Source organism: Brevibacillus panacihumi W25, assembly GCF_000503775.1.
GTDB classification, from domain to species: Bacteria; Bacillota; Bacilli; order Brevibacillales; family Brevibacillaceae; genus Brevibacillus; species Brevibacillus panacihumi_A.
In genome coordinates this window covers 1,721,580-1,748,495 of the sequence record NZ_KI629782.1, presented here as the reverse complement: position 1 = coordinate 1,748,495, position 26,916 = coordinate 1,721,580, and the positions used below count along the sequence as shown (strand labels likewise).

At 50.1% G+C, this 26,916-nt stretch carries 30 protein-coding genes and 2 pseudogenes; 20 read left to right on the top strand and 12 right to left on the bottom strand.

All coding sequences use genetic code 11. The features are described from left to right. Positions 1-777: reverse transcriptase domain-containing protein (locus T458_RS37710; RefSeq protein ID WP_023556213.1), on the top strand; the 777-nt coding region annotated here is incomplete at its 5' end. A gap of 298 nt (positions 778-1,075) precedes the next feature. Here the strand turns inward: T458_RS37710 and T458_RS37705 are convergent. Continuing rightward, positions 1,076-1,846 carry a TSUP family transporter gene (locus tag T458_RS37705; protein WP_023556212.1) on the bottom strand — a complete coding sequence of 257 codons (771 nt, stop codon included), beginning with the start codon at positions 1,844-1,846 and terminating at the stop codon, positions 1,076-1,078. 200 nt (positions 1,847-2,046) lie between these two features. On the opposite strand from T458_RS37705, the gene T458_RS37700 reads away from it, so the two are divergent. The 4 genes and pseudogenes from T458_RS37700 to T458_RS57460 all read left to right on the top strand — a co-directional run. After that, on the top strand, positions 2,047-2,655 hold the full coding sequence (locus T458_RS37700; protein ID WP_023556211.1) for a superoxide dismutase: 609 nt from the start codon (positions 2,047-2,049) through the stop codon (positions 2,653-2,655). 119 nt (positions 2,656-2,774) lie between these two features. Further along, the gene (locus tag T458_RS37695) at positions 2,775-3,077 is read left to right on the top strand and encodes an ArsR/SmtB family transcription factor (protein WP_031305590.1); all 303 of its coding nucleotides are present in this window, start codon (positions 2,775-2,777) and stop codon (positions 3,075-3,077) included. A 141-nt stretch (positions 3,078-3,218) separates the two neighbouring features. Then, positions 3,219-4,348 (top strand): annotated as a pseudogene (locus tag T458_RS37690) (MFS transporter). Positions 4,349-4,393: 45 nt separating this feature from the next. Continuing rightward, positions 4,394-4,465, top strand: a pseudogene (locus tag T458_RS57460) (superoxide dismutase); the annotation flags it as partial. Between the two features lie 102 nt (positions 4,466-4,567). Here T458_RS57460 and T458_RS37685 read toward each other — a convergent pair. Beyond that, entirely contained in the window at positions 4,568-5,584 is a 1,017-nt protein-coding gene (locus tag T458_RS37685) for an MBL fold metallo-hydrolase (protein WP_023556209.1), read from the bottom strand. Between the two features lie 237 nt (positions 5,585-5,821). Here T458_RS37685 and T458_RS37680 point away from each other — a divergent pair, with 237 nt between their 5' ends. The 3 genes from T458_RS37680 to T458_RS37675 all read left to right on the top strand — a co-directional run bounded on the left by T458_RS37680 (position 5,822) and on the right by T458_RS37675 (position 8,008). Further along, complete coding sequence (locus T458_RS37680) at positions 5,822-6,616, top strand: dioxygenase family protein (protein WP_023556208.1); 795 nt, start codon at positions 5,822-5,824, stop codon at positions 6,614-6,616. Then, positions 6,613-7,485: an RNA polymerase sigma-70 factor gene (locus tag T458_RS0128650; RefSeq protein WP_252989795.1), complete on the top strand. Its 873-nt coding sequence runs from the start codon at positions 6,613-6,615 to the stop codon at positions 7,483-7,485. The genes T458_RS37680 and T458_RS0128650 overlap by 4 nt, the downstream gene beginning before the upstream one ends. A gap of 76 nt (positions 7,486-7,561) precedes the next feature. After that, positions 7,562-8,008 carry a carboxymuconolactone decarboxylase family protein gene (locus T458_RS37675; RefSeq protein WP_023556207.1) on the top strand — a complete coding sequence of 149 codons (447 nt, stop codon included), beginning with the start codon at positions 7,562-7,564 and terminating at the stop codon, positions 8,006-8,008. A gap of 73 nt (positions 8,009-8,081) precedes the next feature. Here T458_RS37675 and T458_RS37670 read toward each other — a convergent pair whose 3' ends face one another. Together T458_RS37670 and T458_RS37665 are read right to left on the bottom strand one after the other, a co-directional pair. Next, positions 8,082-8,627 (bottom strand): pyridoxamine 5'-phosphate oxidase family protein, encoded by a 546-nt coding sequence (locus T458_RS37670; protein ID WP_023556206.1) that lies wholly within the window; start codon positions 8,625-8,627, stop codon positions 8,082-8,084. Between the two features lie 151 nt (positions 8,628-8,778). Further along, complete coding sequence (locus T458_RS37665; RefSeq protein WP_023556205.1) at positions 8,779-9,774, bottom strand: metal-dependent hydrolase; 996 nt, start codon at positions 9,772-9,774, stop codon at positions 8,779-8,781. Between the two features lie 168 nt (positions 9,775-9,942). Here T458_RS37665 and T458_RS37660 point away from each other — a divergent pair, with 168 nt between their 5' ends. The 3 genes from T458_RS37660 (at position 9,943) to T458_RS37650 (ending at position 11,978) form a co-directional block, all read left to right on the top strand. Beyond that, positions 9,943-10,230: an MFS transporter gene (locus tag T458_RS37660; protein ID WP_023556204.1), complete on the top strand. Its 288-nt coding sequence runs from the start codon at positions 9,943-9,945 to the stop codon at positions 10,228-10,230. A 15-nt stretch (positions 10,231-10,245) separates the two neighbouring features. Beyond that, positions 10,246-11,328, top strand: coding sequence for an A/G-specific adenine glycosylase (gene mutY, locus T458_RS37655; RefSeq protein ID WP_023556203.1), 1,083 nt, complete (start codon positions 10,246-10,248; stop codon positions 11,326-11,328). A 161-nt stretch (positions 11,329-11,489) separates the two neighbouring features. Beyond that, positions 11,490-11,978, top strand: a complete 489-nt coding sequence (locus tag T458_RS37650) for a hypothetical protein (protein ID WP_144083822.1) — start codon at positions 11,490-11,492, stop codon at positions 11,976-11,978. Between the two features lie 81 nt (positions 11,979-12,059). Here the strand turns inward: T458_RS37650 and T458_RS56415 are convergent, their stop codons facing one another. The 3 genes from T458_RS56415 to T458_RS37645 form a co-directional block, all read right to left on the bottom strand. Then, entirely contained in the window at positions 12,060-12,218 is a 159-nt protein-coding gene (locus tag T458_RS56415; protein ID WP_023556201.1) for a YrzI family small protein, read from the bottom strand. Positions 12,219-12,353: 135 nt separating this feature from the next. Further along, positions 12,354-12,506, bottom strand: a complete 153-nt coding sequence (locus tag T458_RS57150) for a hypothetical protein (protein WP_023556200.1) — start codon at positions 12,504-12,506, stop codon at positions 12,354-12,356. 538 nt (positions 12,507-13,044) lie between these two features. Continuing rightward, on the bottom strand, positions 13,045-13,269 hold the full coding sequence (locus tag T458_RS37645; RefSeq protein ID WP_023556197.1) for a hypothetical protein: 225 nt from the start codon (positions 13,267-13,269) through the stop codon (positions 13,045-13,047). A gap of 210 nt (positions 13,270-13,479) precedes the next feature. Between T458_RS37645 and fabL the strand changes: the two genes are divergently transcribed. From fabL to T458_RS37610, 7 genes are all read left to right on the top strand, one after another. Beyond that, positions 13,480-14,238: an enoyl-[acyl-carrier-protein] reductase FabL gene (fabL, locus tag T458_RS37640; protein ID WP_023556196.1), complete on the top strand. Its 759-nt coding sequence runs from the start codon at positions 13,480-13,482 to the stop codon at positions 14,236-14,238. Positions 14,239-14,344: 106 nt separating this feature from the next. Then, a complete protein-coding gene (locus tag T458_RS37635) occupies positions 14,345-14,758 on the top strand; it encodes a GNAT family N-acetyltransferase (RefSeq protein ID WP_023556195.1) in 414 nt (137 codons plus the stop codon). Between the two features lie 49 nt (positions 14,759-14,807). Next, positions 14,808-15,344, top strand: coding sequence for a DUF402 domain-containing protein (locus T458_RS37630; protein WP_023556194.1), 537 nt, complete (start codon positions 14,808-14,810; stop codon positions 15,342-15,344). A 57-nt stretch (positions 15,345-15,401) separates the two neighbouring features. Further along, a complete protein-coding gene (locus tag T458_RS37625; RefSeq protein WP_023556193.1) occupies positions 15,402-17,177 on the top strand; it encodes an ABC transporter ATP-binding protein in 1,776 nt (591 codons plus the stop codon). Positions 17,178-17,226: 49 nt separating this feature from the next. Continuing rightward, positions 17,227-18,444 (top strand): MFS transporter, encoded by a 1,218-nt coding sequence (locus tag T458_RS37620; RefSeq protein WP_023556192.1) that lies wholly within the window; start codon positions 17,227-17,229, stop codon positions 18,442-18,444. A gap of 120 nt (positions 18,445-18,564) precedes the next feature. Further along, positions 18,565-19,764 (top strand): MFS transporter, encoded by a 1,200-nt coding sequence (locus T458_RS37615; protein WP_023556191.1) that lies wholly within the window; start codon positions 18,565-18,567, stop codon positions 19,762-19,764. 19 nt (positions 19,765-19,783) lie between these two features. Beyond that, positions 19,784-20,332 carry a flavodoxin family protein gene (locus T458_RS37610; protein ID WP_023556190.1) on the top strand — a complete coding sequence of 183 codons (549 nt, stop codon included), beginning with the start codon at positions 19,784-19,786 and terminating at the stop codon, positions 20,330-20,332. 49 nt (positions 20,333-20,381) lie between these two features. Here T458_RS37610 and T458_RS37605 read toward each other — a convergent pair whose 3' ends face one another. From T458_RS37605 to T458_RS37590, 4 genes are all read right to left on the bottom strand, one after another. Further along, positions 20,382-21,239, bottom strand: coding sequence for an NAD(P)-dependent oxidoreductase (locus T458_RS37605; protein WP_023556189.1), 858 nt, complete (start codon positions 21,237-21,239; stop codon positions 20,382-20,384). 5 nt (positions 21,240-21,244) lie between these two features. Next, a complete protein-coding gene (locus tag T458_RS37600; RefSeq protein WP_023556188.1) occupies positions 21,245-22,078 on the bottom strand; it encodes a pyrroline-5-carboxylate reductase family protein in 834 nt (277 codons plus the stop codon). 94 nt (positions 22,079-22,172) lie between these two features. Beyond that, positions 22,173-22,853 carry a zinc metallopeptidase gene (locus tag T458_RS37595; protein ID WP_031305587.1) on the bottom strand — a complete coding sequence of 227 codons (681 nt, stop codon included), beginning with the start codon at positions 22,851-22,853 and terminating at the stop codon, positions 22,173-22,175. Positions 22,854-23,299: 446 nt separating this feature from the next. After that, positions 23,300-23,851 (bottom strand): hypothetical protein, encoded by a 552-nt coding sequence (locus T458_RS37590; protein ID WP_023556186.1) that lies wholly within the window; start codon positions 23,849-23,851, stop codon positions 23,300-23,302. Between the two features lie 138 nt (positions 23,852-23,989). Here T458_RS37590 and T458_RS37585 point away from each other — a divergent pair, with 138 nt between their 5' ends. Next, the gene (locus T458_RS37585) at positions 23,990-24,424 is read left to right on the top strand and encodes a hypothetical protein (protein WP_023556185.1); all 435 of its coding nucleotides are present in this window, start codon (positions 23,990-23,992) and stop codon (positions 24,422-24,424) included. Between the two features lie 71 nt (positions 24,425-24,495). Here the strand turns inward: T458_RS37585 and T458_RS37580 are convergent, their stop codons facing one another. After that, complete coding sequence (locus T458_RS37580) at positions 24,496-25,059, bottom strand: GNAT family N-acetyltransferase (protein WP_023556184.1); 564 nt, start codon at positions 25,057-25,059, stop codon at positions 24,496-24,498. Between the two features lie 137 nt (positions 25,060-25,196). Between T458_RS37580 and T458_RS37575 the strand changes: the two genes are divergently transcribed. After that, positions 25,197-26,897: a thiamine pyrophosphate-binding protein gene (locus T458_RS37575; protein WP_084567936.1), complete on the top strand. Its 1,701-nt coding sequence runs from the start codon at positions 25,197-25,199 to the stop codon at positions 26,895-26,897. Positions 26,898-26,916 lie beyond the last annotated feature (19 nt).

Below are 26,916 nucleotides of genomic sequence, written 5' to 3'. Positions count from 1 at the left end.
GAGAAAAGGATTTCTGATCGCAGGATACTAAAGCTGATTCGGAACTGGCTCCGTGCGGGCGTCATGGAAGATGTACAGTTTCATGAAACCGAATGGGGCACTCCGCAAGGAGGGGTAATCTCTCCACTGTTGGCAAATATTTATTTGGACTACATGGACACGATTTGGGAGAAGCAATTCACTCATCTTGGGAAGCTGATCCGATATGCGGATGATTTTGTAATCATGTGTAGATCGAAACAAGACGCTTTGGAAAGTATACAAGTCATAAAAGCGGTACTAAACAAACTGGACCTTACACTTAGTAAAGAAAAGTCTCGACTGGTTAATATCTGGGACAATACGACGGGCTTTGACTTCCTTGGTTTACACCATCGAAAATTTCCCATTCTTCTCAAGGGTGGAAAGAAAATGTACGTCATGTCACACATTCCGAGCAAGAAGGCTATGAAGGAAATGAGAAGGAAAATCAAAGAGTATACCAAACCGCGCAACAAGTTGTACTGGTCACTAGACGAGCTGATACAAGGGCTGAATCGAAAACTTCAAGGTTTCAAGAATTATTATTCACTTTCACCCATAGGAGCTAAGTGGTTATGTCGCATCGACTGGTATGTTCTGACAAGACTTGTGCTCTTTAACAACAAGAAAAGGAATAAACAAGCGAGACATGCGCGGATGAGAGAGATAGCAAAAGCTACAAGAGGAATTCTTGTGAAGCTTGCCGTACGCGATAACCGAATGCCAAGGAAAGAAGAACATCGGAAAGCCGTATGAGGGAGAACCTCACGTACGGTTTGATGAGGGGGAACTGAAAGGAGTAAGGCGACCAAACGGTCGCCAGAAAACGTCAGTTCTCTACTCTACACCCTGAAACACCTCTTCGAGGTGGCTGCTTTTGGCCGCGGTTCCGCCTTTGGAATGGAGACGACCAGGAATGACTCCCAGCAAAGATCCCAACCCGCTGGAGCGTTTCCCTCTTTTTTCTCTCCACCGCTAAAGCTGGAGCACAACCAACCAAAAAATGCGGGATCACTTCATTCAAATGGAAGTGACCCCGCGTCTTTCTGACCAACTAAGGCATGAGAACCAATTCATACACCATTTTGCTGATCAGTGCAACGGAAACGATTAAAAAGAGCGGGCGGACAAAGCGGACACCTGTTTTGATCGCCACCCGAGCCCCGAGGGATGCACCGAGTAGCATCGCAACACCCATCACGAGACCAGTCAGGAAGATAACCTTCCCTTCGACGATAAAAACGGTAAGTGCTGCTATATTGCTCGCCAGATTCAGTATCCGTCCATTGCCTGCCGCGATGACAAAATCATAGCCGAACAACAACACCATCAGGAAAACGAAGAACGAGCCCGTACCAGGGCCAAAAAAGCCGTCATAGAAGCCGATGAGAAAAGTAAGAGGAATCCCCAGACCGAGAGTAAAACGAGTCAGCCCCTTGAATTGGGTGTCCTGGCCAAACCGTTTGTTGAACAGGGTGTAGACAAAAATCAGGCCCATCATTACGATGACCAGAACTTTTAGCAGCTCCTGCGGGACGAAGAGGACGACCTTTGCTCCTATAAAGGCACCGACCAGGGAGACGGGAAAGAGGATCAGCATCAGCTTTTTGTCAAACTTGCCGCTGCGGATAAAAGTGACGGAGCTGGTCGCGGAAGAGATCGTGCCCGCCAGCTTATTCGTTCCCAACGCCAGATAAGGCGGCATGCCCAAGCCGAGCAAGGCCGGCAGGGAGATCAGTCCGCCGCCTCCGACCGTGCTGTCGATAAAGGCGGCGATAAACCCAAAAATTGCGAGAATGAGAACCGTAGATAAGTCCATTTCCATTGTTTTATCACCTGATTTTCTGAGGAGTAAAAGGAATACTCCAAGTCTAGCACTCTCATTTCTGATTGCAAGATGGAAAATACTCATCGAACTTGCTAGATTACGATACTTTGCATACCGATTTGTTGTAAAAGTGTATCTCTTGAACTATAATAAGGGTGTGGCTTGAACCATACATAATTTGAAGGAGGAATGTTACAATGGCACATCAACTTCCTGCATTGCCATACGCGCACGACGCGCTGGAACCACACATCGACAAGCAAACTATGGAGATCCACCACGGACGTCACCATGCGACATACGTGAACAATCTCAACGCAGCTCTGGAAGGACATGCAGACCTGCAAGGCAAAAGCGTAGAAGAGCTGATCAGCAACCTCGACGCATTGCCAGAAGGCATCCGCACAGCAGTTCGCAACAACGGCGGCGGACATGCCAACCACACTCTGTTCTGGGAAGTTATGTCTCCAAATGGCGGCGGCGCGCCAACTGGCGAACTGGCTGACGCGATCAACGCAGCATTCGGCAGCTTCGACAACTTCAAGGCTGAATTCGCGAAAGCAGCGACTGGCCGCTTCGGTTCCGGTTGGGCTTGGCTGATCGCAGATGGCGGCAAAGTAGCCATCACCTCCACACCAAACCAAGACAGCCCAATCATGGAAGGCAAAACGCCAATCCTGGGTCTGGACGTATGGGAGCATGCCTACTACCTGAACTATCAAAACAAACGCCCTGATTACATCGCTGCTTTCTGGAACGTTGTAAACTGGGATGAAGTAAGCAAGCGTTTCGCTGCTGCGAAATAATAGCTTTCTTCTCATAGAAAAGGCTTGTCGCTTTTTGAGGCGACAAGCCTTTTTTTTTGGCTATGCCAGTTCCTTGGATCGATATTGACATATCGAAAATTAACGATATAATAATGCGTATGAAACCAATGGATATTTTTAAAGCACTGTCCAACGAATCTAGATTGCAAATCCTGCAATGGCTGAAAGAACCAGAACGTCACTTTATTCCTCACGAAGGAATAGATATGAACGAAATTGGGGTATGTGTGAGCCAAATCACAGACAAGTTGAACATGACGCAATCAACGGCTTCACAATACCTCTCCATCCTTCAACGAGCCGGACTAATCAAAACGAAGCGTATCGGCAAATTTACTTATTATCAAAGAGATGAGGAGGCTATTCGCGCCATAGCTCATTTTTTTCAGGAAGAGCTGTAAGGAGAGGAAACTGAATTCCTGTATAGGGGTTCGGTTTCGTTTTCACCAAACGAATCGACAATTTGCGAATTGTTTTTTCGTTTATCATATCGACATATCGCGATATGTATTTATATAAAAGCAAGAGTAGGAGAGATGAATATGGAGAACACATGGAAAGTATACCTTTTGGCCATCGTCAGCTTTTTAGTCGGAACATCAGAGTACATCATATCCGGGATTTTGGATAAGATTGCTCATTCGTTTGGAATTACGTTGGCTGCAGCAGGTCAGCTCATTACTATTTTTTCGCTTGTATATGCGATTGGAACCCCCATTCTGATGACTCTCACGGCAAGTATGGATAGACGCAAATTGATGGTTTACGCTCTTGGTTTGTTTGTTCTGGGAAACATTCTTTCGTTTGCACTTCCCGGGTATGGATGGTTTGTTTTTGCTCGCATGATCATGGCGCTAGGCGCTGGTATGGTTGTTGTTTCCGCACTGAACATTGCGGCAAAAATCGCTCCTTCCGGCAAGCAGGCTAGTCGGTTCCCTTGGGAAGAATGATGGCAGAAGCGTTTGGGTGGAAATCTGTCTTTGGTGGAATCGCTTTGTTCGGAATCATTGCCATGATTGTCATCTTTATGACTATACCTCGTACAAAAGGGGAAGAGTCCGTACCTTTGCTTCAACAACTTGCCCTTCTGAAAAAGAAAAAAGTAGCTATTGGATTATCCATTACCTTCTTCTGGTTAGGCGGGTATTCGATTGCATATACGTATTTGACTCCTTATCTGCTCACCGTTTCCGGGATCAGCAGTGATCTCCTCAGCACAGCTTTGCTGATTTTTGGGATCGCCAGCCTCGTCGGTTCAAAGTTTGGTGGCTATAGCACGGATCGGTGGGGAGTAGCTGCTACATTGATCGGGGGAATGGCGCTTCATATCCTGATGCTGATTTTACTGTCTGTGGTATCGAATTCTACAGCCGCAGTATTCGCTATTCTTATCCTATGGTCATTCTCTGCTTGGTCATCCGGACCAACGCAACAATATCATTTGGCGACGCTCGAACCGAAATCATCAGGGGTTTTGCTTGGCCTTAATCAGTCCATGATGCAATTGTCCATGGCAGCTGGTGCAGGAATTGGGGGCATTGCCGTAGAAAAAGTATCTCTCGCTTCGGTGACCTGGATAGGAGCAGTGGGGGTTGCAGTGGCAATTGTAGCAATCCTGGCACTTCCCCATTCAAGGTCAAATCAGAAGGAAGTAAACGCTGTTCACAGTTAAATTATCTATTTGTACAAAGACGGTTCTTCTGACATACAACATGCGGATTACATCGCTGCTTTCTGGAACGTTGTAAACAGGGATGAAGTAAGCAAGCGTTTCGCTGCAGCGAAATAATAGCTTTCTTCTAATAGAAAAGGCTTGTCGCTTCTTGAGGCGACAAGCCTTTTTTCTCTATAGGAACTGGCTAGAATTTGCCCCCAGAGATCCTTCCCACACTTATTTTACATATTTGAATTGAGGTTCTTTCACCTGCACGTCATTGCCGATGTGGAAAGACATCAAATCCTCGCCGACTACCACATTGCCGTCGAATACCTTGCTCGTTCTCACAGCGAGGTTGGCATTTGCATCTGTCAAGCCGCCGAGCAGGACGATATGCGAGTAGACGGCGAGCTTCGGTTGTACCTGGCTGAATACTTTTCCTGCTTCCTCAGGGGTGGTATGAATGTCCAAGATCTTTTGGATCGCCGGCGATTTCTCATCCGGTTTGGCCGCCGCTACCTCGTGGATGATCAAATCCGTTCCTTTCGCGTATTGAATCAAATTCTCGTTGTAGCGCGTATCACCGGAGATGACAACGGAGTGCCCTTTGTAATTCACCCGGTAGCCATAGCTTGGCTCCATGGGGCCGTGATCGACGAGAAAAGCAACAACTTGAACGCCGTTGTGCTCATAGACGACCCCTTCCTCGATATCGTGTCCGATTGCATCCAAACCTTTCAGAACTTCATTTTGGTTTTCCTTTCTGACGGCTACATCTTCCTCATAGGCTTTTGCCAAGTTGACCATCATCTCTTTGGTGCCCTGGGGACCCCATACCTGGAATTCAGTAGCCCTTTTTCCTGCTGTAGGCAGAGAACCTGTCAGCCAGACATCGGGGATGCCAATCGTATGGTCGGAATGCAAGTGAGTGAGGAACAGCTTGTCTATTTCCCCCGGCATGATGGAAAGTTGGCTTAGTCGAAGTGCAGCACCGCGCCCTGCGTCGAACAGCAAACGTTCCCCACCAGCCTCCACGAGGGTAGAAGGACCGAAACGCTCCATGCTGAGAAGTGGAGAGCCAGTTCCCAAAAGAGTAACAGTGATAGCAGGTACTTGATTGGCTTGCGCCGCAGTTGCTTGAGCGTATGCTTTGCCGTCTCCGAAAGACGGCATCGGCAAGAATAAAGAACAGGCGACGAGTGCAGCAGACATCGGGATCGCCAGCAAACAGGTGAAATGGTTGGTTTTCATAGAAGCAACTCCTCACTTTGTTTTCAACTAGAAAACATTGTTTTGCAAATTATACAGCCCCTTGTCCAAGACGGTCAATGAATTGATAGAATTTAGTGTATGTTTTCTATTTTCAGATAAGCAAATACGCATATCCCAAATCATTTTTTCTGGAAAGGATAGTAATGGTACTCGTTTTCCGTTATAATAATACTTACTAAAAGTAACTAAGTTAACAAAAGAAAGGGTTGTTGAAACATGATGCCATCCTTTTTCATCGCACACGGTGCGCCGTTGCTTGCGATTGAAGATAACAGCTATACGCAAGCCTTGAATCAGCTCTCAGACAGGTTGCCGCGTCGCCCTCGGGCCATTGTCATTTTCTCTGCCCACTGGGAGTCGCCGCTGCAGGAGGTAGGCTCGATGGATGTCTACCCGACGATTCACGACTTTGGCGGTTTTCCCCGCGAACTCTATGAGATTCAGTATCCAGCCAAGGGAGATCGGGAAATCGCAGAGGAGACGTATCAACTGCTGCAGAATGCAGGTGTGCCGGTCCGAATGAACGAACAGCGAGGCCTGGACCACGGTCACTGGGTCGTGCTCCGCATGATCTATCCCGATGCTGATGTGCCCGTTATCTCTTTGTCGGTAAATCCGCAGCTGACCGTGGAGCAGCAATATGCGATCGGTCGTGCTCTGGTTCCTCTGCGTGCCAAGGATGTGTTGATTCTGGGTAGCGGCGGCACCATCCACAATTTTTCCTTCATCAACATGCGGGAGACCTCAGGTGCTGCCTACGATTGGGCTGTGGAGTTCGAGAACTGGCTCCAAAATACGCTGACAGCGTGGAACGTGGAAGACCTTGCGAACTACCGCTCCTTGGCGCCACACGCGGAGAAGGCGGTTCCCGTATATGGAAGCGAGCATTTTGTTCCGCTCATCTATGCGATGGGAGCTGCAGATGATGTGCGTACGGCGGAGCGATTGCACATCAGTTTTCGCTACAACAGCCTGAGCCATACGATCTGGCAGTTTGGTTCCGCGAAATGATTAGCATGCAGATGGAGGATGTGTACCGCGAGTACAAACCATTGTTGTTTTCCATCGCCTATCGCATGCTGGGAACCGTAAGCGAAGCGGAGGATATTGTGCAGGAGACTTTTCTCACCTTGGCACGAGACGACATCGGAGACATTCACCATATGAAAAGCTATCTGTGCAAGGTGCTGACCAATCGCTGCCTGGATTTCTTGAAATCGGCGCGCAGAAAACGGGAGCATTACGTCGGCGAGTGGCTGCCGGAGCCGTTGCCTGATGTGGACGGCAACGGCGATCCCTTGCATGCGTTGATCCAAGAGGAGGCCATCTCGTATGGGCTCCTCGTTTTGATGGAAAACCTGTCGCCGTCCGAGCGTGCCGTCTATGTGCTGAGATCGGCGCTGGGGTATGAATATCGTGAGATCGCTCAAATGCTGGAACGGGCAGAACCGGCTTGCCGCAAGCTGTACAACCGTGCGCAGCAGAAGATTCAAGCCGCTCAGATGCGGGTAGACGTCCAGCCCGAGCACGCCCAAAGGCTGGTGGAGCAGTTTGTCGATGCGATTCAAAAAGAGGATGCTGCAGCCTTGATCCGCTTGTTGAGCCAGGACGCTGTTCTCATTTCGGATGGCGGCGGCAAGACCCGGGCAGCTATTCGCCCGATCAGTCCCGACAAGCATGTCGTGGCATTTTTGCTGGGGGTTTCCCGAAACTGGAGCGGTATCCAGCAAATTTGCTCGCTCAATGGCCAGCCGGGGATTCTGATGTATGGAGCGGAGATGCGGCCGACAGCGATCAGTTTCGTCCTGGACGAAGACCTGGAGCGAATCAAACGAATCTACATTTTGCTCAATCCCGATAAAGTGAAACATCTTTTCTAAATGCGGTCACAAAACCGCGGGGCTTCTCGTCTATGAGTACGGCAACACATTTTTAGAGGGGAAGGGATGGATTTTCATGAAAGCCAGAATGAATCACAGAGTAGCAAATCCGGAAGCATATCAAACCATGCGCCAGCTGGAGAAGTTTGTGAGCGAGAGCGGTCTTGAGCCCAAGTGGCTCGAATTGATCAAAATACGAGCCTCCCAGATCAACGGATGCGCCTTTTGTTTGGATATGCATACGAAGGACGCAAGAAAGCTCGGGGAAACCGAGCAGCGTATCTATTTGCTGAACGCGTGGCGGGAAGCAGATGTATACAGCGAGGAGGAGCGGGCCATCCTCGCTTTGACAGAGGCTGTGACTCTCATCGCAGAACGCGGCGTCTCCGAGGACGTATATGCGCAAGTGAGGGAACATTTTGAAGAGAAGCAGATCGTCTCGCTAATTATGGCGATAAACGTCATCAACTGCTGGAACAGACTGGCCATTACGACGGGGATGACAGCTCCGGCAAATTTGTAATGTTTCTCGAAAAAGGAAAAAGACACGCCTGTTCATCACGGAATAGGCGTGTCTTTTCATGCTTTTACGCGAGCTACACATCCTGCTCTACTTTCCGGCCGTGAAAAAACTTCTTTTCGTCGCCAGCCAGATTTCCTTTGGCACTGATGGTATCGGGTGTGATCCGAAACACGGCGGTGACGCTCCCCATGCTGGAGCGATACTTCAACACATGCTGCAATGGCAAAGGCTCTGAGAAATAGCCGGGCACGTATTTGTCCAGCATCGCTTGCATGGCTTCGCGCATTTCCTCCGGTTCTACCACGCGCTCGATCGTGCCAGACAAGAAAACGCTCATATAAGCGGTATCGACATGGGCAGGGACGGGATCGGCGATGGTCCCGTATTCTTCACAAACACTGAAGCAGACCCGGTTGTTGGCTTGAATCATCTCGATTTTGCGTCCGGAATCCGCTCCGTGAAAGTAGAGCTTGCCCGCCAGCCAGCAGAAGTTCAATGGGATGATGTACGGTTCGATGCCGTTCGTCATGCCCAGATGTCCGGTTTTGGCCTGTGACAGGAACTGATCGATTTGTTCTTTGTCAGTAATCGTTCGTTTGGCGTAGCGAATGGGAATCATGGGATCATTCTCCTTCATGCAAAAGATGGGATAGCAACATCGTATCTCCTGCCTGACTTGGTTAAAAGGTGCAAATCTTATCAGTTGATGCAGGTCAGATACCACAAGAAAAAACCCGCATGTATAGAAACTGCGGGCATCACATTCATGTTTAGTTGAGTTGTTTGTCAGGATCGAGCTTTTTGTTCAATTGCTCTTCGCCGCGATGAATCCAGCCGACGAATGAATCGAGAATATTCAATTCATAGTCGAGGTAGACAACCGCTACGAACATGTAATGGCTTTTACCCTGGTAGCGGGAGCGATAGCGCAGATCGATCCACTTCACCTCGTAGCCGAAGGGACGCTCTTTGGTCTCCACGTGGACGTGATGAGTAAATGCAAGGAAGGATTTGACGCGAAACGATTCCTTGGCTGCGGCGATGATTTCATTTTCCGATTTGATTTTGAAGGTGTCCAGCACGATGACTTCACCGGCGTTGACTTCTCCGACATACCAGATCTGCTCGGTGCGTGCGACGAAGGTCCAGTGTGTCCAGGACAACGTCGGAATGATGGTGTACGTCCCGGAGCGTCCGATTTTTTGCCGAACCAGTTCAGTGGTGCGCTTCTGCACCTGAAAGCGCCAATAGTAATAGCAGGCGATCAGCAGGTAGATCGCGAGAAACACCTTTCCGGGATGCATGCCTGACGCCCAGAGCATAAAACCCAACAAATGAGCGGAAAAAATCAAAGGGTCAAAGATAAAGATGGTGTTGAATGCGATCCACTTGTCTCGAAACGGATACAAGCCCTTGGTGCCGTAAGAGTTGAACAGGTCTACGAAAACATGGAGACAGACAGCGAAAAAGATCCAGCCGAGCAGATGAAGCCAATTCGCTTGGGGCATGAACAACTGAATGAAGGCAAATATGGCTCCTGTCCACAGAAAGATTGCGGGCACAGAGTGGGAGATGCCCCGGTGGTTGCGTATATAAGCAGCGCTGCCGCGGATGCGGACCAGGCCGTCCAGATCGGGTGCCTGTGAACCGATGACCGTGCCAAGCATGACAGCTTCCATCAGTCCTGGTGTCGATGCCACGATTGGGTCCAGATGCGCGAGTCCCGCGAGTCCAAAACCCATGGCAAAGTGAGTAGCCGTGTCCATGAACCTCTTGTCTCCCTCCTTCCAGGCCTTGGCCTCCTGTTTGTATTTATTATAACGTTCCGGCGATAAGATTTTCCTTACGAAATTGAAAAAAATTGTCCGCTTGTTACCTATTAACCTGGATTGTATGATGAAGTGGAGTTGTCTTGCAAGGGAGGAATCGACCAGATGATCACGGTATTTATCGAATACAAGCTCATTTTGGAAAAGCGCGAGGAGGCAATTGCCCTCCTGGCTGAAAGGGAGTCCGTGTCTTGCAGGCTGGGGGCGCGTCAGTACCGCTGTCTGGAAGGATGCGATCAGCCAGGCCTGTTCGTGGAAACCTTCGAGGTGGACAGTATGGAGCAGTATGAACAGATCAAGCAGACGCGGTTGCAGGATGAAGCATTCTGTGCCTGTATCGCAGGCGGGGCCAATAAATTGAACATCTGGGCATTTGCTCCTGTTCGATCGTAAACAAAGGAGATCAGCATGCGTTATACATTACCGGAAGAATTTCATGTATTTGGTTTTTCCAGCGATTTGCTCGCCTGGTACGATTCCCAAAAGAGGGACTTGCCCTGGCGAATCAATCGGGATCCTTACCGGGTCTGGGTGTCGGAGATTATGCTGCAGCAGACGCGTGTCGAGACCGTAAAGCCGTACTACATGAACTTTATGGAGAAGTTTCCGACGGTTCAGGCACTGGCGGAAGCACCCGAGGACGAAGTGCTGAAGGCGTGGGAGGGCTTGGGCTATTATTCGCGGGTGCGCAATTTGCAGACAGCCGCACGGGAAGTGCAGGCGAACTACGGCGGAATCGTGCCTGACACCCCGGAAGAAATTCGCACGCTAAAAGGCGTGGGCCCCTATACAGCCGGGGCGATTCTGAGTATCGCCTACGAAAAGCCGGAGCCTGCGGTAGACGGCAATGTCATGCGCGTCTTTTCCAGACTTCTCTACCTGACCGATGACATCGCCAAGCCAGCCACCCGGATCAAAATCGAGCATCTGGTCCGCCAGGTGATTCCCGAAGGCAGAGCTGGAGACTTCAATCAGGCGTTGATGGAGCTTGGCGCGATAGTCTGCACCCCGCGTTCTCCGCAATGCCTCACCTGTCCGGTCTTCGATTACTGCATCGCCCGCCGGGAAGGTGTCCAGGAAGAGCTGCCGAACAAGGGCAAGGCGAAACCGCCGCGTCCCGTTCATATGCAGGTAGCCTTGATCGTGCGCGACGGAGCCGTCCTGATCAACAAGCGCCCGGAACAGGGACTGCTGGCGGGCATGTGGGAATTCCCTATGGTGGAGACGGAAGTGGATCGAGAGGCAGCCAAAAAAGACCTGCTGACCCAGCAAATGCAGGAGCGATTTGGCGTAGAGGTGGAGGTTCGCGAGATGCAGGGAGAAGTGCAGCATACCTTTTCCCATCTGCAATGGAATATGCAAGTATGGCTCTGCGACTGGATCGAGGGAGAGGAGCTTCCTCCGACAGCTCGCTTTGCCGCCGTCGAGGAATTGGATGCCTACACCTTCCCGGTAGCGCATCACAAAATCAAGGCGATGCTTCACAGATAAACAAATAACTACACGAAAAGGCATGGTATCGGCAGCGATCGAGCATGTCTTTTTGTTTTGAATCAACGAAATCGGGTGGAATATATGTTAAAATATGGGATGAGGGGGTGGGGGCATGTATAAACAAATGATCCTGTTGTGCATGGCGGCACTGGCGCTGTTTGGCTGTTCAAGTCCTGATGCAGATGAGGAAGCCCGTCAGTTGGCAGATGCATTTAAAAAAAGTTCAGTACCAGATCGAGATCAAGGAAGCCGGGACAGAAGCAGATATCGACCAGGTATTGGAGGATTTTATCAACCAGAGACATCAGCAGATAAAGGAATACGCGACAGATAAGGTATACCAGGATTATACGAACAATCGCGAGGCTTCTTTTGCTTACCAAATCGCTGTCCAAGAGAAGGCAAATATGCATGTGGCGATCACGGAATTTAGCAAGATCCGGGATAATGAGGACAGCTCGGTCACGTATCATTACAAAATGGAGATTCGTCTGGAATACTGGGATGGCGCTCCCGCACTGATCATTCCCGCCGATGGGCAAATGGATGTGATCCGAGTCGATGGAGCGTTGAAAGTAGCGCGGGATTGGGATGGCTGGCCGATCATTCATCTGTGGAAGCCGCAGCCAATAAACAAAGCAAACTAATAAGGAAAAGGAGGCTATCCCGATGCCAACAGACGATGGGATAGCCTCCTTCGATTACCGTGCCTTATTCAAGCCGTTTCCTTAGCGAATACAGTATTCAGGAAACTGCGTGTAGATCTGGTGCTTCTGATCTTCCCACTGAGCAATGGCTTGTTCTTGCTGGTATCTGGCCCATTTTTGCTCAGGAGTCACTTTCCGCCGTTCGATCGTAATGGTGAAAAAAATCATGGGAATGTACATCCTATATACGCCTCCCTTCCGTATAATTCCGGTGCAGTCAGAGCCCCTCTATCGATTTGACTCCTGTCAATCTCATCATCTGACGTCTATGTTTGTTGTTCATACAAAATCCCTCCTCATGAATTCAAAAATGATTTAGATGCGCGCATTCAAATGAGCCGCTTCCAGAGCGTATGCTTCTGCGCGTTTTTCCAGGTAGCTTTCTTGTTGAACCTTTGCGAGTCGCTGTTCGACGCTTTCCTTTTTGCGCTCGATCTTGACCTGGAAATAGAGAAAGTTCAGTACCATACCGATCACCTCCTTTCAAAAATTTGGAAACCAAAAAAACCGCGGGCAAAGCTCTGCGGTCTTTTCATCACGAAAAAGGGAACGAAAAGACCACAAGCACACGCCTGCGGTCTGGTATCTGACGAGTAAGGAATAAGGAAGACACGTATTGTGTCTATACTACAATTCGTCGGTCCAGGAGGCGCTGCCATATGAAGTTGGAGCAACAAGAAGATTCCATGCACGATCATTCAAAGTAAGCATTGTGGTCATCATGTTGTCGCAGCCTCCTTTCCTTCGTTGTAGTGTGTGAATCTTACAAATAGGATATGGTATTTTTTTCATGATGTAAAGCAATTTTTGCCTGTTTTAAAAAAGAAAGTTTATTCTGATAATGATGCGCGACAGCAGGCGGGCAAACCGCCAGCTTCCTAAAAGAACATGTAGACCAAGCCAATCATAGCCAGAACGCTGAATGCGACAAGGCCGACAATGGTCCAGACTTGGCTGGAATTGGATTTCGTCTTCATTTGTTCGCCTCCTTTGCGGAAGAATCAGGTTAATCATAGATGGGGGCAGAGGAGTGATCCCATCCGCCGCTGTCTCCGCCTACCGGACCTCGATCTTCCAGCTCCCGGATCATTTTCGTGTGCAGGGAGGCCCCTTCCGCACTGAGATAGGGAGCCAATTGGGAACACACATGATGAAAGTACAACAGCTCTGTCGTCTCCCAGTCCTCCATGGACATCATCGTTAATTCTGCCAAATCCCTTCCTATGTACATGCCATGAGTCCCCTTTCCATGCGGCAGTGACGCCTTATCTGTTTGGGTCTGCGACCATTTGCATGTTTAGTATGGCTTGGAATTTGAATTGCAGTCATCCTGCCCGCATGCATCTGGTGGCAAAACGGAATAGAGAGAGGTATAATAATGAAGTGATTTTCAGAATTTAGTACCAGATACTAATAGTTGGTGTGATAGGAGGCATTTCATTTGAGTACGGGGAAAAAAGTAGCACTGGTAACAGGTGGAACACGCGGGATCGGCAGAGCAATCGCCCTGCAACTGGCAGAGCAAGGCTATGATCTCGTGTTGAATTATTTGCGCAACAGAAGCGCTGCGAGAGAGACAGCAGCTGAGCTGGAGGCAAAAGGCGCCCGTGTGCATCTCGTCAAAGCAAATGTCGGCGATGTAGCCAAAATCAAGGAATTGTTTGCGGAGATCGACCGGGAGTTTGGCCGGCTTGATGTATTGGTAAATAATGCGGCGTCCGGCGTTTTGCGTCCTTTGATGGAGCTGGAAGAGAGCCATTGGGACTGGACCATGGAAATTAACAGCAAGGCTTTGTTGTTTTGTGCGCAAGAAGCGGCAAAACTAATGATCAAGGGCGGAAACGGCGGGAAGATCGTCTCTTTGTCCAGTCTGGGTTCCATCCGTGTATTGGAAAACTATACAGCAGTCGGGGTGTCCAAAGCTGCGGTAGAAGCAATCACTCGCTATCTGGCAGTCGAATTGGCCCAGCATAATATCGTGGTCAACGCAGTTTCCGGCGGAGCAGTGGATACGGATGCGCTGCGTCATTTTCCCAACCGCGAAGAATTATTGGGCAGCTCGGCAGCACGTACGCCAGCAGGCCGCATCGTCGAGCCGGAGGATTTGGCAAACGCAGTCATGTTTCTGCTTTCGGACAAGGCATGGATGGTTCGCGGACAAACACTGATTGTCGACGGGGGCATCTCTTTGTTAACCTAAGTGGTACCAGGTAGGGGATCGAAGCAGATTTTGGGTCGTTCACAGGCAAGACAAAGTTGTCCATCTGGTGTACAATAGGTGAAGAAGGCTACGAAGGAGGCATAACATGCTGATTCGTCCGTTTCGACTCGGTGATTACTCGGCGATTACAAGTATCTGGCAAGAAACCGGCTTGGACCAAACGGAAACGGAGTCGTTAAACGATTTGGCTCAACAGCTAGCGTGGGACAGCGATTTGGTGATGGTAGCAGAACAGGAAGGCAAGGTTGTCGGCGTGGTAGTAGGGACGATTGATGGTGCTCGTGCCTATTTCCACCGCCTGGCTGTATTACCCAGCATGCAGGGGAGCGGGATTGGCCGCAAACTGGTGGAAGCGATTGAAAAGCGTTTTAAACAAAGAGGCGTCAATCGCGTTCTGATCATGGTCAACCAGAACAATCCCGGAGTGCTTCCTTTTTACCACTCGCTTGGTTATGAAGTGCAAAAATATGTTACACTTTCCAAAAAGCTCTCTTCTTGAAGGAGGCTTGTCCCCAATCAGATAGAGAAGAGAAGAAAGGGGAGAGTCAATGTCGCCAACTCCAGGCTCCAATATCCGCATTGAAAGTTATAAACATGACCATTCGTTGCACCGCATATGGGACAAAACGACGTTGATTCATACCAGTGACGCGGTAGTGATTGGAGGCAACGATCGGGTCAAGGTGACAGAGGCAGACGGGCGGGAGTGGCGTACGCGCGAGCCGGCCATTTGTACATTCGGTCGCGGTCAGTGGTTTAACACGATCGCGATGATCCGCGACGACGGAATTTACTATTACTGTAATATTGGTTCGCCATTCAGCATGAAAGGTCAACTTCTCAGCTACATAGACTATGATCTGGATGTGAAGGTATATCCAGATATGACGTATTCCATCCTGGATGAAGAGGAATTCCTTTTGCACAGCAAACAGATGAATTACCCTCCATTTGTGGTGGAGCGCGTACAGTCTGCGTTGCGTGAGGTTGTAGAATGGGTGCGTGCCCGACGCGGACCGTTTCAAAGTGGCTTTGTTCAGCGTTGGTACGACCGTTACCAATTGGTACGAGATGATGAGGAATAATCCCTTTCCCGAGGTACGGGGGAGGGATTTCCTTGTTTGCGAAGGAGGGACTTTTGCTTGAGCATCCGGCGTTATATGAGCTATGTGAAGCCGTACTGGAAGCAGATCGCCGGCACCATTTTGATTGGCATTATCAAATTTACGATCCCTCTCTTGCTTCCGCTTTTAATCAAATACGTGATTGACGATCTTTTACCCAGTCCGCTGCCGCAAGGGGAGAAGCTGCGTCAATTATTCTGGCTGATGCTCGGGGCATTTTTGCTGTTTACGGTGGTTCGCGCCCCTGTGGAATACATCCGCCAGTATTACGCCCAGTGGGTCTCCAGCCGCATTTTATACGACATCCGCAATCAGCTTTTTGGCCATCTGCAACGCCTCTCCATGCGCTATTACAACAACCACAAGACAGGCGAAGTGATTTCACGGGTCATCAATGACGTGGAGTCGACCAAAAACTTTATCGAGACCGGACTGATGAATCTCTGGCTCGACTTAATCACCATTGCTCTTACGCTCGGCGTCATGTTTTACATGGATGTGGAGCTGACGATTGTGGCCATTATCGTTTTTCCGTTATACAGTTTTGCAGTCAAATATTTTTACAAGCGGCTGCGTCAATTGACCAAGGACCGTTCGGCAGCGCTGGCCCATCTGCAAGGGCATTTGCATGAGCGGGTCGGCGGCATGTCCCTGATTCGCAGCTTTGCACTGGAAAAGCACGAGAGCAAGATTTTTGCCAAGGAGAACAATCACTTTTTGCAAAAGGCCTTGGCGCATACCCGCTGGAATGCGAAAACCTTTTCCGTGATCAATACCGTGACGGACATCGCGCCGTTGCTCGTCATCGCCTATGCGGGCTACCAGGTGGTAACCGGCGGGCTGAGCGTAGGGACATTGGTCGCCTTCTACGTGTATTTGGACCGTTTGTATACGCCGTTGCGCCGGTTGGTCAACTCGTCTACCGTCTTGACCCAATCGATCGCCTCGATGGACCGGATGTTTGAGTTCCTTGACGAAGCGTATGATATTACCGACAAGCCGAATGCGAAGGAAATGCCGCTCGATCCCGATACAGGACGCATTCGCGGAGAGATCCGGTTTGAAAATGTCTCGTTTCGCTACCGGGAGGAAGGACCTCTCGTGCTGGACGGCATCAATCTGACGATCAACCCGGGAGAAACTGTGGCGGTGGTCGGGATGTCGGGGGGAGGAAAATCTTCGCTGATCAGTCTGCTGCCTCGCTTTTGGGACGTGACAGAGGGAAGAATCACGATCGACGGCATCGACATTCGCGATGTGAAGCAGCGCAATCTGCGCCATCATATCGGGATGGTGCTGCAGGATAATATTTTGTTCAGTGAATCGGCAAAAATGAACATCATGATGGGTGATCCGGATGCGGACCAGGAAGCAGTCGAACGTGCCGCTGTAGCCGCCAATGCACATGATTTCATCATGGAGCTGCCGGAAGGGTACGAGACGGAGCTGGGCGAGCGTGGCGTAAAGCTGTCTGGCGGACAGAAACAGCGCATCGCCATAGCACGTGTCTTTTTGCGTGATCCCGGCATTCTGATCCTGGACGAAGCGACTTCAGCCCTCGATCTGGAATCGGAGCATATGATCCAGGAGTCTTTGGCTCGTCTCACCAAAGGAAGAACCACCATCATCGTCGCGCATCGCCTGTCGACCATCACCCACGCGGACAAAATCGTCGTGATGAAGGAAGGCAAGATTGTCGAACAGGGCAGTCATGAAGAACTGCTTGCGCAAAAAGGCGTGTATCACACCTTGTGGCATGTACAAGATCTGGGGGCTGCGCCCGAACCGCAGTAGGAGGCAAGCGGGAACTTCTAGGTCAGGCAGTGGAACGGAGGAGATATGGGTGGAAACATGGCGGCGGAATTTATACGTTTTATGTGGATGCCTGTTTTTCGTCATGGTCGCAATGAGCATGGTCATGCCTTTTTTGCCCCTTTATATCCAGCAGGATTTTGGGATTGAGGACCCGCATGAGGTCACGATGTGGGCAGGTATTATTTTTGGAGCGAACTTTTTAACGGCGGGTCTCGTCTCTCCGATTTGGGGAAACCTGGCTGACAAACACGGGCGCAAGATCATGATCCTGCGCTCCGGTTATTTTATGTCCATTACTGTAGCCTTGACGGGCTTTGCAGGAAGTTTATGGCAATTATTGGCTTTGCGTCTGGTCAACGGGCTGGTGGGCGGCATCACCCCTGCCAGTACGGCACTGGTGGCTTCTTCCGTGCCGAAAGAGAAAATCGGTTGGGCACAAGGGCTGCTCCAATCATTCATCACAGCCGGTACGATTATGGGGCCGCTATTTGGCGGACTTTTGGCTGATTATATCGGCTTTCGGATGATCTTCGTCTTTACCGGCTGTATTTTGTTTCTCGCTACTTTGGTTATTACGTTTACCGTTCATGAGAAGTTTACGCCGCCGGAAAAACGCAACCAGTCGAGTTTGCGCCAGGATTTTGACATGATTTTTTCCTCGAAAAAACTGCCTGCACTCTTTTTCGTGACGGTGATGATCCAGTTCGCACTGTTCAGCATTGTTCCGGTATTGCCGATCTACATATCCCAATTGCTTGGGCCCGAGGGAACGAAGGTGGCATTGTGGGCAGGGATTGTGCAGGCTGCGATGGGAATTGCCAACGTAGCAGCGTCCCCGCGTCTAGGCCAGCTCGGTGACCGCTACGGCTCGCAAAAGGTTCTTTTGGGATCGCTGATTATGGCAGGCGTGCTGTTTATCCCGCAAGGCTTCGTCAATGCTGTATGGCAATTGGTGCTGCTGCGCTTTCTCTTGGGCCTGTCGCTCGGTGGCTTGCTGCCTTCTGTGAATGCCTTGCTGCGCAGGGCTACGCCTACGCATATGATCAGCCGCGTCTACGGGTACAACAACAGTTTCGTCAGCATCGGCAGCATGCTGGGACCGATGATCGGGGGATTCGTAGCGGGGTATATCAGCATCAGCGGCGTATTCTGGATGACCAGCGCTTTCTTGCTGATCAATGCAGGCTGGGTGTACTACAGCTTTTTTGGCAAACGCGCTGTACAGGAATCGGAACCTGGAATATAATGGGGCTACTTGAAAGAAAATGAGGTGCATCTCCATTGTAAGAAGATGTCGGTCAGGAAATGAGATTTCCTTTGCAACAGAACAAAAATGGAGTTCTGAACCGACAGGGGGTTGCATGGCATGTGGAATAAACGTTTTCTATTCCTCTGGGCGGGTCAGTCATTGGCCAATCTGGGGGATGTTTTTTATATTGTGGCAGTGATTACCGTCATCTACACGGCGACGGATTCGATCTTTTTTACCTCGATGGTGCCGGTAGTGAATGTTACGATGAGATCGGCTGGGAGTTTGACAGCACCCTTGTTGTTTCGCCGTTTTTCCCTGCAGCGCATCCTGTTTGCTTCGCAGGCTGTAAAAACTGCATTGCTTGTCATCGCTGCTGCAGCGGCTGAGGAAGGGAGATTGCTGTTATTCGTTCTGATAGCCTTGATAGCGTATCTGGACGGCTGGGCTACACCAGCACGAAATGCGTTGGTACCACGGCTGGTCCCCCGCGATGTTCTGCTTCGGGCTAACGGATTGCTTGCGGCTTCTGATCAGACGGTCTACTTCGCTGGATGGGCAGCTGGCGGCATAGCGGTTGTCATGCTCGGTGCTGACAACGTGCTGTGGGGAACGGTTGGCGCATATGGTCTGGCTGCATGGGCCATGCTGGGAATCGGGTATGTCCCGCGTTCTGAGATGGAAGAGCAGACGGAAAAAACAGACTGGATGACGGGCTGGAAGTGGATACGTAGGGAAAGCAGGCTGCGCCTGATCGTCGTGATGGATGTATTGATTGGCTTGTCGAGCGGAGTGTGGATCGCTGCCATCATCCTGCCGTTTGTTCTGAAGGTTCTGGGACAAGGCGAGGAGTGGTGGGGGTATATCAATGCGGGGTACATGCTTGGCTCGATTATCGGCGTTTCCGTTTTGATGGCGGCTGCCCAGCGGTTGCAGCAGCATTTGACCCGCTGGATTCTTTTGGGTACGATCGGCGCAAGCATCCTTACCTTTTTATTTGCTGGCAGCAGCGACCAGTTTGCAGCTTTGCTGTTCTCCCTTTTGCTCGGACCGGTTTTTCAAATGCAGCTGATCGCGAAGCAGACGGTGCTGCAACAAGCGGCACCGGAATCGACACTACCGTACGTCATGTCGGCCAAAGACACGATTGATTCGCTCAGCTTTGGTCTGTCTGCGCTCTTGATGGGGGCTTTTGCAGAGTGGCAGGGACCGCGGGCAGTCTATTATTTGTCTGCCGTATTGCTGGCAGGAGCTGTTTTCCTTTCGCTGCGCATTCATCAGGCTCGTTCTGCAAAATCTGTTAACGTATCGAGTTGAGAAACAGGGGGAGTGCAGGATGAACATTCTGGTTTTGCAAGGAAGCTCTCGCGACCATGGCAATACAGAGGAATTGACCAACCTGGCTTTGGTCGGGATTCCGCATACGTCGATTCGTCTTCGGGAAAAGCACATCAGGCCCATTTTGGATCAAAGGCACGAACCAGGGGGCTTCGTGGATGTGGAAGATGAGTACGATGCGGTGATCGAAGCAGTTCTTGCTCATGATTTCCTCCTGTTTGCCACACCGATCTACTGGTACGGCATGTCGGGCCATATGAAAAACTTCGTCGATCGCTGGTCCCAGAGCTTGCGAGACAAGCGTTATGCCTTCAAGGAAGCGCTTGGGCAAAAACAAGCGTATGTGATCGCGACAGGCGGGGATCAGCCCCATATCAAAGGCTTGCCCCTCATTTTGCAGTTCCAGTACATTTTTGAGTTCGTCGGGATGCCCTTCGCGGGCTACATCATCGGGGAAGGGAACAAGCCCGGGGATATTTTGCAGGATCAGCGGGCATTGTCCGCCGCCAAGCTGCTCAATGAACGGCTGAAAGCACCTCTCGCGTAAAAAAGCAGGAGAGCATGCCAGAGGATACACTGGATGCTCTCCTTTTTTTCTACTTGCTGCTATCCAAATGCCGCAGGATCGCCATCAGATCAAGATCTCCCAAACCTTCCTCCAAGGCGTGGCGGTAAGTGGCGGCTGCCGATTCCGCCAAAGGAGTGGAAACACCTGCTTCGCGCGCGAGGCGCAAATCCTTCGTCATATGCTTCAAGGCGAAAGCGGCAGGATAGTCGTCAGCCAAAATCGATGCGGCTTTTCCGCGGATCAAGGGAGTGCCGACAGCGCTTTCCGAGATGATTTGCAGCATCTGCTCCGTGCCGATCCCGAGCGAGCGGGCAAAGAGCAGGGTTTCGGAAACGCCCTGAACCGTAATGCCCAGCAAGAGATTAATCGCCAGCTTGGCGGATGTTCCAGCCCCGTTCGGACCCATATGCAAAGCGATTTTGCCCAGCTTGTCCAGCATCGGCTTGGCTTCTTCATAGTCCGTTTGTTCACCGCCAACCATGATGACGAGAGTCGCCTCTCTGGCAGGCCCGACGCTTCCCGAGACCGGCGCGTCGAGGAAGCGCAGACCGGCTTGTTTGGCTTGCTCTGCAATAGTCCGGGAGGTATCCGGTGAGATGGTGCTCATATCGACAGCCAGTTTGCCGCGAACAGCAGAAGAAGCGAGGATCCCGTCCGTACCGGTGTAGATTTCCTTTACGGCTGCATCATCACTTACCATCGTAAACAGTACATCGCAAGTCTCTACCAATTGCTCCAGCGAGTCAGCGCGTTTGGCCCTGTTTTCGCACAACACCGCCGTTTTTTCCGGAGTGCGGTTCCAGACATACAATTCGTAGCCTGCTTGCAGCAGATTGCTTGCCATCGGTACTCCCATGTTTCCCAAACCTATCCAACCGATTTTCATATCATCTAGTCTCCTTTTTCTTGATTGTTTGCAGCCTGCTGTTTAACCCGCTCTTTGAGCAGCGCATGCTTGGACTCGGTCATGTCAAACAGCTCGTCGAATCCGGCAGGCAGTCTTTTTTCCAGCACGCGAAGTCCTTCTTCGGTGATGCCCCCCTTGGTGGCCACCCGCTCGATCAGCTGGTCAAAGCCAAGCTGTTCGGATTGCAGCAGCTGGGCAGTACCCAGCATCGTTTCCACCAACATCTTTCTCGCCGTATCGAGGGAAAGTCCCGGCGACTTGCGTACAGCAGCCTGGGCAAAGGACTCCATGATTCCTGCCAACAGTCCCGGTCCGCTGCTGGTCAGAATCGTCGCCGTCTCGATTTCCTGCTCGGAAACCTCTTGCGCTGTCCCAATCGATGAGAGCAGGGAGGCGAACTGTTTTTGCTGTTCTCCAGTCAGTCTGCTGCTGCATGTATACAAAGAAACTCCCCGCAATTCCTGTGATGTGATGGTGGGAATGACTTTGCTCACGGGGCCTGTATGTACGGCTTCAAGATCTTCTATGCTGACACCAGCCGCTACGGATACGAGATGAACCTGAGAGGGGAGGGACAGCTCTTTCACGAGCGGGAGCAGATCCAATGGCTTGGTGCAGACAAAGAGCAAGTCAGCGCTATGTCCGACTTCCTCAGCGGAAGAAGCGACTGTCACGCCATAGGTCTCTTGCATTCTGTCCGCTTTTTCACGCGTTCGGTTGTACACGAGCAGATCCTTAGGGGACACTGCTTTGCTTTTGCAAAAGGCCGTGACCAGCATCTGGCCCATGCTGCCAAGTCCGATTATTCCGATTTTCATAGTCACACCTCCAGGAATATTGTAGCGCAGCACAAGAAAAAAAGGTACAGTCCCCCAACAGGAGGAATCTGTACCTTGTTCGTCATTCTATCGATTAATCGTCTGAGCTGCGGAAGATCATGATGTACTTCACCAATTCCAGGACGGAGATCAAAGCAGCGGCTACGTACGTGAGTGCTGCGGCACCGAGTACCTTGCTTGCGCCGCCTTCCTCCGTATTGCGGATGAAGCCCATTTTGACCATCTGTTGTTTCGCACGGCTGCTGGCGTCGAATTCGACTGGCAAAGTTACCAGCTGGAAAGCGACCGCAGCGGAGAAGAAGATGATCCCCAGGAGCAGCAGTCCCGACATTTTAAAGAAGAATCCGGCCAGCAAGAGCAGAGGAGCAGAGCCAGACACCAGGTTGACTACAGGGAACATCTTGTGACGCGCGACCAGCATTGGATAGGATACCTTGTGCTGGATGGCGTGGCCGACCTCGTGGCAAGCGACAGAGAGCGCTGCGATCGAATTGCCGAAGTAGACCGGGTCAGACAGGCGAATCACGCGTGAAGTCGGATCGTAGTGGTCAGTCAGTGTGCCAGGGATGTGCTCGACGGCGACATTGGTCAGTCCGTTGGCATCCAGCATGCGGCGGGCGGCTTCAACACCGGTCATGCCGGAGGAAGCAGGGACTTCCGCAAATTTGTTAAAGGTCCCTTTGACGCGGAACTGGGCCCATAAAGACAGACCAAAAGCGATAAAGATCAGAAAGTCCATCGGGTGAAACAGGATCACGCAAAATCACTCCTTCGTGTATGTCAACTTCATGAATGCATCGATATAGATGGTCTTGCTAATCAAGTTTACGAAAAAACAGCATATCAGTTTCATCTTTTATTGTACAATCCCTGACCAACTTTGACAATATAAACGGTGGCTTATATGTAAAAAACCTTTTTGGGGTTGGTGGTCCACCGACTATGGTGGAGGGGAGGAAAAAAGGAAGAACGCTCAGGTGGGGTGGGATCTTCTCTGTAGGTCAATCCGGGCCGCCTCCATTCCAAAGGCGGAACCGCGGCCAAAAGCAGCCGATTCCAGGGAGTGATTCAGGGTTGGCCGCTGAAAGCGTGTTCCGCCTTTTCCATTGCGGCTGGGTCAAGATCCAAATACCTTCGCTTTTCTTCCTTTTTTCCTCGGCCAGCTTTTTGGTGGGTGTCAGGGAATTTTTGTCCTGTATGTTAGTTCACAGAAGAGGATAAAAAGTCTTGAATGGTTTTTTCAAATTTGAAGGTCTCTAGGATGTCATCATTTTTAATCGAGATGTTAATTCCGTATTCGGGTTTGCTTGTTTGTCCGGGCTTGTCATAATTGCGGTCTACAAAAACCTCGTTAGGGGCTTCCCACGCTTGGGAAGGGATTAAGAAGAATTCTGGCAATTGCCCGTCTTTGAAAATCAGTAGAGCCATGTACAGGTTGGGGTTGCTAATATCGAATTTACTCTTTTGAGCAAAAACGTAGCCAGTCCCCCTTAAGGATTTGACTTGGATTTCAGAGAAACGTCCTTTTGTATCTTTTACAATGAAATCAATTCCCCGGTCATCGACCTCCGATGAAAATACTTCTAGTCCATAAGAGGCGAATTCCATCTTGGCGAAATATTCAGCGTATTTACCGAGTTGCAATGAGTTAAGCACAGCCCAATTCATATTTGGCATTCGTATCACCTTTTTCGTTAATGTTAGAAATTTTTTACTGTGATGCCGATAGCTTTCGCAATATTGTACCATCATCCGTGACTAACTTCCTTAGTCAGTCATATTTCTCGACGAAAAGACGGCATTTCATATTCGTATTCACTGCAAATAACTGGTAATCTAAAAAAGTGGGGCTGAAAGGTAGCTGTCAAGTCGGATCAACAGGAGGCATTCATGATTCTAAAAAAATTAGCAGCGGTAGGAGTCTGCTTTTTTGTGACCATGATTTGCTTCGCTTTGTTCAAATGGATTGCACATGCGGAAACTGATATGAAAAAGATTTACTATGGATTGGGCATGATCATGACCACGTACGCGTTGCCGTTTATGATTTTCGGAGCGCTTTTAACCTGTCTGGTGGATGCATTCCGATTCTCGCGCAACCTGCATAGATTTTTCGGCTACTTACTGGCTGCTACGATTACTGCAGGGGTCGTCATTTCAGGACTTCTCCGGTTTCCGGATTTGGCGATTTTCGTAGCAATTACTTGTCTCGTAAATACTTTTGTGTTTTTCTTTGTCCACACTCTGGTAATCCGCAGATCAATCCAGATTTTGCTTGCGGCCATTCCCTTGATCTATCTGATAGCACTTGACATGACCACATAGAAGGAGGATGCAATAACAAGTAGCAGTTTGGGAACATGGAACATCCATTCGAAGCTGCCACTTTTTATAACCTATTCATCCCCGCAAGCTTGCAAAGCTTTACCATAATCAGATTTGACCATTCCATAAAGCTCTATATCCTCAAAGCTTCCCCACTTCCATACATGCTGGGGAAAAGTGCCCTCGTGTTTCATCCCGATTTTCTTCATCACCTTGCAAGAGCCAGGGTTTTTGGTCATCGCAGCTGCGAAAATGCGGTTTAGTCCCAAATCTTCAAATCCAAATGCAACCATTTTCTTGGCAGCTTCTGTTGCAAAGCCTTGTCCCCAAAAAGGATGACCCAGCCAATAGCCCAGCTCGGCACGCAGATGATTTTTTGTAACATCCAGGAGCATACATCCAATTAACTCTTGGTCTTCTTTTTTTACTAAAGCAAAAGTATAGCTATCTCCTTTTTCGACGGATTGATGAGTGCTCTCAATCCATTTCTCTGCCGCTCCATCGGGGTAAGGATGCGGAATGGAGAGGGTTGTGCGTGCTACTTTTTCGTCCCCAGCTAACACTTGAACCACTTTGGCATCGGATTGTTCGAAGAGTCGAATCAATAATCGATCTGTTTCAAATCTCAGGACCATCTCTGTCCTCCTTTTGAATCTATGCGACTTTATATGAATATATGGAGATGCCTTTTCTACATGATAATCAACAAAGAAAGGTATTTGACTTCGAGTATAAAATCTATTGCCATTCCTTATAGTAAGCGGGGAAAGGAATGGTGAAAATGCACGCGGTAGCGCAAAAAGAAGCGAAAACAAGCGAGGTTCGGCACGATGCCATGACACGGAATGTCGCCCAGCATTTCGTACAACAGCTTACACTCTGGGGAGTGGAGCGGGTGTACGGTGTGATTGGAGATGCGAATCTGTACTTGCTCGATGAATTGGGAAAACAAAAAAAGATTACATATATCGCATGCCGTCATGAGACGAACGCAGCGCTGATGGCGTCCGCAGAAGCGAAGCTGACCGGAAAGCTGGCGGTCTGTACCTGCACGAGCGGACCCGGTTTGGCCTCGATCATCAATGGATTGGGTGATGCCTGGGCGGATCGCGTACCTGTATTGGTGGTTAGCGGACAAGTACAAAGCACAGAAATCGGCTTGGGTGGCGTGCAAGATATTGACCAGCAGCTATTCATTCAACCGCTTGCTGATTTCAGTTCATTGGTCGCCGATAGTCATGGTTTTCCAAAGCTGCTGAACAAAGCAGTGAAGACAGCGCTGAATAAAGGCGGTGTAGCCCATCTTTCCATACCAAAGGAGATTTGGCAGCTTCCGGTTTCAGGGGGCTTCTTTCCTTTGCCGGTAAAAGCAGGGCCACAGATGCCCAGCCCTGAACAAATACAAAAGGCGGCACAACTGATAGACAAGGCGAAGCGTCCGGTGATTTTAGCAGGTCGCGGCATCGAAAACGCGCAGTACTACGCCCTTCAATTTGCGGAGAAGATTCAGGCGCCGCTGATGGCAACCATGCCGGCGAAAAGCTTTGTTCCCAATGATCATTCGTTGTTTGTGGGTGGTCTCGGTCATGCGGGTACGGAAATATCGCGGGAGCTATTGGAAAAGGCAGATCTTTGCATTGTGCTCGGGGCAACCTGGTGGCCTGCGGATTATGTGCCACAGACGATTCAAATGGTTCAAATCGACGCTAAGGCCGAAAATATCGGTGCCAGCTGCCCGGTAGCAGCACCTGTGGTCGGAGAGATGTCAAAGGCTTTATCTCAGCTCATCCCGATCGTGCAGCAAAAGCAAAACGAACAGTATCTGTCTGAGATCGCGGAGAAAAAAATGGAGTGGAACAAAAGAATCCAGCAAGAGTCGAAGGTGGAGTCCCCGACTGATGCCATCTCTCCCGCTTACGCTGTCTCTGTCCTGCAAAAATGCGTCGCCGAAGATGCGATCATCTCCATTGATGTAGGGGACCACACTGTCTGGTTTGAACGGATTTTTCAGTATAAGCACCAGAAGCTGATCATCTCTGGGACGTGGCGGACACTTGGCTTTGGCTTGCCAGCGGGAATCGCTTGCCAGCTGGCTAAGCCGGACCGTCAGGTGGTAAGCGTAGCTGGTGATGGCGGGGTGGCATACTCCATCATCGAGCTGATCACCGCAGTTGCCTATAATCTGCCGCTCACATTGATCATCATGAATAACCAGTCCTATGCGATGGAAAAAAACAGAATGATGGTAGAAGGATTACACACGCTTGGTTCCCAAATTCCCAATCCGGATTATACGGCTCTAGCGAAAGCGTGTGGGGCACAATCCGTTCGGGTGAGCAAGCCTGAAGAACTGGAACAAAGCATTCGCGACGCTCTGTCTTCGCGAACAACCTCGGTGGTGGAAATCATGTGCACGGCTCCCATTTTGCCTCACACCAAAATTCTTAAAGGCATGGACACATTCAACTCCTAGGAATCGGTAAAACCCTTGA